A 6,172-nucleotide genomic window follows, 5' to 3' on the forward strand; every position below is an offset into this window, starting at 1 on the left:
GGCCCGGGGGCCAACAAGGTCAACACGAGCACCAACATGCAGCAAAGATTTACCCTCCCGATACTGGTACTCCTGACCACGCTCGCCACACCGCTGACGTGTGCCGCGTTTGAATCCGATGTGCACTTCGGACTCACCCTGTGGCTGGCGAAGAAGGCCGGATTCGCACCCGGTGAAGCCGAGGCCATTGCCGTCGCCAATCAGCGCCTGGATGCGGGATCGATCGAATACATGACATCCCCGCTGCAGTTTGCGTGTCTATCGCGCTTTGCACCGGATGCCACGGATGCTCAAATGCGCCACTATCCGAGCGAGCATAAGGTTCCGGGTGGCGCTCGAAGCCGGCCCGTCGTGCCGGGCGGAACGCCAGCCCTGTCGTTGGTCGACACGGCACTGCACCGCGCTGATGGCGGCAAGGCTGCGTTCATGCTCGGCGAGTTCGGACGCTCGCTGCATTCGCTGCAGGATTCCTGGGCTCACCAGGGCACACCCTCCGTTCCGGACTGGAGCCGCTACGGGATCGACTGCGACGCGCGGTTGGCAATGGCCGCGCCGCTCGATCGCGGCACACCGCAGAGCCATGCCGCCGATCTCACCTGGCGCTGGCCTGCCGATGTGGAAGACATGGCAAAGTCCACCTACACGCAGATGCTGCGCTACCCAAAGATCAACGGATCGCCGAGGCAAGCAGCCGGCTGGGAACAGGTACGGCAAGGGCTTCCCGACTTTATCGGCGCACGAACAAAGCGCGCCAAGTCTGACTGGTTCGTCGCAAACGGCATTGCCGACACGTCATTTCTCGATGGCACGAGCCTGCCGGACGGGCCTGCATGGAAAGCCATCCGCTGGAAGGGCCGGCGCGACATTCCAACGCCCACGCCTCCGACAACGCAGTCCGGCGTGGAAACCGATGTTGTTGATTTCTACACGCGCTTCTTTACGGACTGGGTCACCACATCGCCGGTGGACAAGCGCTGGCTCCCTGCGCTTTCAGTTGAGCACGCATCCAGGCCCGACCAGGCGCTGGTTGACCAGCTCACCGGCTGGAGACTGCGAGACCACGGAACCTATCTCGCCCTTGAGAACCCGCCACAGCAGCCCCGGCTTTCATCCTCGCCGCTGCGCAATCGCACTGCATTCGAGGTCTACAAGTCTCTGAACGCCGCTGTGCTCCCCCTCATCGTGGAGGGTGATAAGCCATCGCCGATTCTGCCGTTCATCGTTTTCCCATTGCCCGGTTCGAGCACCGGCAGCAAACGCGCCGTCGCGCTCATCAAGCTGCTCGACGCGCCCTATGACACCATCGGCGTGATTGCCGAGAAGCGAACCGCGTCTGATGACTGGAAGATCGCTGGCCTGGTCTCTTCTGCGGACGATTGAGCGGGGAGGCATTGACATGACAGATAACACTGCATGTGGCGCTGCGTACACGGAAGGCGGCCTCACAACCTACGCATCGCGGAGAGCGCATCGACTGGCCGTCTGGTCAGCGCCGATCGTGGCGTGCATACCGGCGTTCGCAGAAGCGCATGCCTGGGGCGCTCCGTACTACCTTCCGGTCCCGCTCTGGCTGTATGCGTACGCCGCCACAGGCACGTTGATCATCTCCTTCATGGTCCTGGCCTTTACATCCGGCAAGAGGCTGCCTGACACGGGGTCCCGAGCGAACCGGCGCCACGAAGGCCTGCGCATACCCGCTGCACTGCTGCGTGCCGGACAGCGCGCGAGTACGATCTTTGTTGTTCTGCTGATCGTCTCGGGCCTCGCTGGAACCCAAAACCCGTTCCTCAACCTCAGCATGCCGGGCTTCTGGATCTGGTTCTATCTGGGATCGGTCTATATCAGCGCGATGTTCGGTGACATCTATGCATTCACCAATCCGTTCGCCCTACTGTTGCGAGTCGCCGCGCGTTACTTCCCTACTCTTGAAACTGGACGGTATCCCTACCCTCAACGCCTCGCGTGGTACCCCGCCTTGCTCGTCTATATCGTGCTCATTGCCCTGGAGTTGTTTGGGGCTGGCAGGCCAGGAGATGTCGGCCTGTTCCTGAGTGGATACGTTGCCTATGCGCTCGCTGGTGCGTACTGTGTTGGACGGGAGCGGTGGCTGCGCCAGTTCGACACATTCGGCATGCTGTGCGGGCTGTGCGCCAAACTTTCGCCGCTCAAGTGGTCTGCCTCGTCAGGCAACAAGGTCACGATCCGGCTAAGCAATCCCGTCGCCGACATCGCACAGGAAAAGCCTTCGCACATCAGCGTCGTCGCCTTCCTTTCGTTCATGCTCGCCTCCACTGCTTACGACGGTTTGCGCGACACCGCGACCTGGAACGCGTTTTTTTGGCGTGGCGTGTACCCGCACCTCGTCCATCTATTCCCGTCACTCGCAAAGAACTATGCAATGTCTGGCGAGATAATCCTGACGTGGCAATGGCTGACATTTGCCGCGATAGGCGTGGGGTACTACGGCCTGTTCCGAGGTTTCTGCGCGCTCCAAGCGATCGCTTCCCGATCGTCATTCAATGGCAAAGACGTCGCACGGCAATTCTACTTCGCGCTATTGCCCATCGCGCTGTTCTATAACGTCTGCCACTACTTCACGCTCTTCCTGGATCAGGGTCGGAAGATCGTCGCGCTCGCGGCCGATCCGCTGGGGCTCGGCTGGAAACTGTTTTCCATCTCACCCAACCAGGACTCAGTTGCGCAATCGCTGATCAATGCGGCTTACATCTGGCACGCCCAGGTCATCCTGATTCTCGTTGGGCACGTTCTGAGCGTGCATATCACCCATGCGATCTCGATGAGACGCCGCAATCGCGCCGGAACCACGGCCGTCAACGAGTTGCCGCTGCTTGTACTGACGATTGCCCTGACGATCAGCGGTCTGTGGATACTCTCCCTCCCTCTTGCATAGCGGGGATGAGGGACGGCTTGAGTTCCGACGGCGAAATGCCCCATCGCTTGCGAAACGTGGCCGAGAAATGGCTGACTGTCGCAAAGCCACAGACAAGCGCAGCTTTCGTGACGTCGCATTGCCCGCTGGCGATCAGGTTGCGTGCTGCCTGCAAGCGGCTCTCGATGATGTACTGATGCGGTGTCACCGTGAGCCTTCTTGAAGCTTCGGATGAACGAATAGAGATCGCCAGGAAAGTCCACTGCATTGGCAACGCTCACCAGCGCCAATTCGTCCCGGAAATTGTCCTGGATGTATTCGGCGGCCTTTTGCATCGCAGGCGCGTGTGTGTACTCTCTCGGCCGCAAGCGCGATTGCAGGTACGCCATTCGGCGCAGAGCCGCGGCTCCCATTGCTTCGGCATACATCGGGCCCAGCGGCCTGCCGGCGACGGCATCTTCATGCATCGCCCGGATAATCTGGATGAGCAGATCGTCATTCAGGTCACGTTGGAGTGCTGGAGTGCTGGAGTGCCGGGTTGCCTGGCCGTTTCCAGACCTGATCGGGCCAGCCACGACGAATCGAAATGAATGTTGGCCCATTCAACCGGCATCGACCATCTGCCAGAAAAAGAAAATCCTGGTGCGACAAATGCCAGCGGCGTTCGGAGGCGCGTCGTCTCCCTCCCCCTACCCTCAATTCGCATTGCAAGAACGCTTTCTACCGCAATGTTGCGAGGCGACCGTTGCCTGGTTCGGAGTCAAGTCACCTGCACCTGTCTTAATCTCGACAATAACTCTACCAGCAGAATTGAGAGGAATCGACGTCAATTGATTTCTTAGGAGGTCATTTGCCACGTAGCCGGGCGGCACGTGCAACGTACCATTCGGCGTGCCGGTGACGACCTGATCGGCGCGCGCTCGCACGGTTGATCCGGTTGCGCCGACGGCGTCCAAGGTTAATGGCCGCTTTGTAGAAAGATCGTTGTCTCCTACCGGTCGACAAGACTCGTTCACCAGTAGCGAGAGCCAATGAACGTACCAAGCCTACAAATCGCGGGGTCTCATGTGGATAGACGCACCATGACCATCGCTGTGTCCCTACGACGGGGCGTGTCGACGCGCGACGCTCGGCCGTGTCGATCTTCGGAGGGGCTCGGCCGCACGAGCGGGCGTGCCGTTCCACTTGTCCGCGGCTGCTTATTTGCTATAGTCGTACACTCCGCGCCCTGTCTTGCGCCCCACCCGCCCGGCCGACACCAGCTCGCGCAACAACGGGCACGCGCGGTACTTCGGATCACCGAATTCCTTCAGGAACACGTCCATCACTGCCAGGCACACGTCCAGGCCGACGAGGTCCGCCAGCGCCAACGGTCCGATCGGGTGGTTTGCGCCGAGCTTCATCCCCGCGTCGATTTCGTCGGCCGACGCGACACCTTCCGCGAGAACGAAGAACGCCTCGTTGATCATTGGCACGAGAATGCGGTTGACGACGAAACCGGGGGAATTCGCGACGCCGATCGGCGACTTGTCAAGTCGAACAGTGAGTTCCCGCACCGCTTCCGCAGTGGCCGCGCTCGTTTGCAGGCCCCGTATTATTTCGACGAGCGGCAGCAGCGGCACCGGATTGAAAAAGTGCATGCCGATGAAACGGGACGGGTCTGCGAGTGCTGCGGCAAGCGCCGTAATGGAAATCGACGATGTATTCGACGCGATGATCGCATTCGGACGCGCGACAGCCTCGATCTGCTTCAAAACGCGAACCTTCAGATCGACGTTTTCTGTCGCGGCTTCGATCACAATGTCGACCGCTTCAAGACGGCGGTAATCCGTCGATGTCTCGATGCGCGCAAGCGCCGCGTCACGGGCTACGGCATCCAGCTTTCCTTTGTCGACAAGACGCTCGAGACTCCCCGTCAACGTCGACAGCCCTTTCTCAAGAGCCGAATCGGCAACGTCGATCAACACAACGTTGAAGCCCGCAACTGCAGCGACCTGGGCAATACCATTGCCCATCGTTCCTGCACCGACCACACCCACTGTTTGAATTGTCATTGATGACTTTCCCCTGCGCATGAGGCGCAACATTCTGTGTTTAGTGAAGTTTCTCGAAGATGGCGGCATTGTCCTGCCCGCCGCCTATGCACATCGTCACAAGCGCATACCGTCAGCCGACACCTTGCAATTCGTGAAGCGCCTTGACGGTGATCAAAGCATGGTCGATCCAGTCTGATGGCCTAGCGAGATACTGAGCCATTGGGATCCACCTTGGCCGGGTCCAGTCCGAGCTCCTGCGTGACCGCACACGCCTGAGCCGCAGACGCTTCGTTGGCCTCGATCAGATCGAAATCCGCGACGGAAAGACCGGCACGCTGGAGCGCGAGTCGAGTCGCCGGCACAGGACCGATCCCCATGTACTGCGGATTGATGGCCGCATGGCCATAGCCAACAAGCCGCGCCATCGGTTGGATGCTGCGCCGCTTAGGCGGCTGCATCGTTTATCGCAGACGTTGCCTGCCGTTGCCGTTCCGTTATTCTTTACAAAGACGTGCTGATCACTGCTTCACATGTTCGGATAATTCGGCCCGCCACCACCTTCAGGCGTGACCCACACGATGTTCTGGGTCGGGTCCTTGATGTCGCAGGTCTTGCAGTGCACGCAGTTCTGCGCGTTGATCACGAGGCGCTCGCTGCCGTCGTCGTTCTTCACGAACTCGTACACCGCCGCCGGGCAGTAACGCGACTCCGGACCGGCATAGGTCTGCCAGTTCACGTTCACCGGCACCGTCGGATCTTTCAGCGTCAGATGCGCGGGCTGGTTCTCTTCGTGATTCGTGTTCGAGATGAACACCGAAGACAACCGGTCGAACGTGAGCTTGCCATCCGGCTTTGGATACACGATCGGCTTGCACTGAGAGGCAGGCTTCAGCATCTCGTGATCCCAATGCTGGTGATGCAGCGTCCACGGCACGTTGCCGCCCAGCAGCTTCTGTTCGATGCCGACCATCAGCGTGCCNAGGTACAGGCCCTTGCTCATCCACTGCTTGAAATTGCGGGCCTTGTATAGCTCGGTATGCAGCCAGGAAGTCTTGAAGCTGTCCGGATAGGCCGTGAGTTCATCGCTCGTGCGGCCCGCCTGCACGGCGTCGAAAGCGGCTTCGGCGGCGAGCATGCCGGTCTTGATCGCCGCATGCGAGCCCTTGATGCGCGATGCGTTCAGGAAACCCGCGTCGTCGCCGACCAGCGCGCCGCCGGGGAACACCAGCTTCGGCAGCGACATCAG

At 60.3% G+C, this 6,172-nt stretch carries 6 protein-coding genes and 1 pseudogene; 3 read left to right on the forward strand and 4 right to left on the reverse strand.

Annotated elements, in window-relative coordinates; genetic code table 11:
• Positions 1-36: 36 nt before the first annotated feature.
• Together A3AC_RS0115105 and A3AC_RS0115110 are read left to right on the forward strand one after the other, a co-directional pair.
• On the forward strand, positions 37-1,380 hold the full coding sequence (locus tag A3AC_RS0115105) for a DUF6765 family protein (protein WP_025599815.1): 1,344 nt from the start codon (positions 37-39) through the stop codon (positions 1,378-1,380).
• A 16-nt stretch (positions 1,381-1,396) separates the two neighbouring features.
• A complete protein-coding gene (locus tag A3AC_RS0115110; protein ID WP_025599816.1) occupies positions 1,397-2,911 on the forward strand; it encodes a hypothetical protein in 1,515 nt (504 codons plus the stop codon).
• Here the strand turns inward: A3AC_RS0115110 and A3AC_RS31020 are convergent.
• Complete coding sequence (locus A3AC_RS31020; RefSeq protein ID WP_232231943.1) at positions 2,874-3,158, reverse strand: helix-turn-helix transcriptional regulator; 285 nt, start codon at positions 3,156-3,158, stop codon at positions 2,874-2,876. The genes A3AC_RS0115110 and A3AC_RS31020 overlap by 38 nt on opposite strands.
• On the opposite strand from A3AC_RS31020, the gene A3AC_RS31025 reads away from it, so the two are divergent.
• The gene (locus A3AC_RS31025; RefSeq protein ID WP_232231947.1) at positions 3,100-3,480 is read left to right on the forward strand and encodes a hypothetical protein; all 381 of its coding nucleotides are present in this window, start codon (positions 3,100-3,102) and stop codon (positions 3,478-3,480) included. The two genes, A3AC_RS31020 and A3AC_RS31025, sit on opposite strands and share 59 nt — an antisense overlap.
• A 609-nt stretch (positions 3,481-4,089) precedes the next feature.
• Here the strand turns inward: A3AC_RS31025 and A3AC_RS0115115 are convergent.
• The 3 genes and pseudogenes from A3AC_RS0115115 to A3AC_RS0115130 form a co-directional block, all read right to left on the reverse strand.
• Positions 4,090-4,944, reverse strand: a complete 855-nt coding sequence (locus A3AC_RS0115115; protein ID WP_025599817.1) for a 3-hydroxybutyryl-CoA dehydrogenase — start codon at positions 4,942-4,944, stop codon at positions 4,090-4,092.
• A 40-nt stretch (positions 4,945-4,984) separates the two neighbouring features.
• A pseudogene (locus tag A3AC_RS29240) lies at positions 4,985-5,437 on the reverse strand (acetyl-CoA C-acyltransferase); the annotation flags it as partial.
• A 15-nt stretch (positions 5,438-5,452) separates the two neighbouring features.
• Positions 5,453-6,172 (reverse strand): electron transfer flavoprotein-ubiquinone oxidoreductase (locus A3AC_RS0115130; RefSeq protein WP_025599819.1); only part of this gene is annotated, 720 nt, incomplete at its 5' end.

Origin of the sequence: Burkholderia sp. WSM2230 (assembly GCF_000472445.1) — a bacterium.
GTDB lineage: Bacteria > Pseudomonadota > Gammaproteobacteria > Burkholderiales > Burkholderiaceae > Paraburkholderia.

Coding starts and splice junctions, on each gene's coding strand:
- A3AC_RS0115105 (WP_025599815.1), top strand. CDS start 37: ATGCAGCAAAGATTTACCCTCCCGATACTGGTACTCCTGACCACGCTC.
- A3AC_RS0115110 (WP_025599816.1), top strand. CDS start 1,397: ATGACAGATAACACTGCATGTGGCGCTGCGTACACGGAAGGCGGCCTC.
- A3AC_RS31020 (WP_232231943.1), bottom strand. CDS start 3,158: ATGCAGTGGACTTTCCTGGCGATCTCTATTCGTTCATCCGAAGCTTCA.
- A3AC_RS0115115 (WP_025599817.1), bottom strand. CDS start 4,944: ATGACAATTCAAACAGTGGGTGTGGTCGGTGCAGGAACGATGGGCAAT.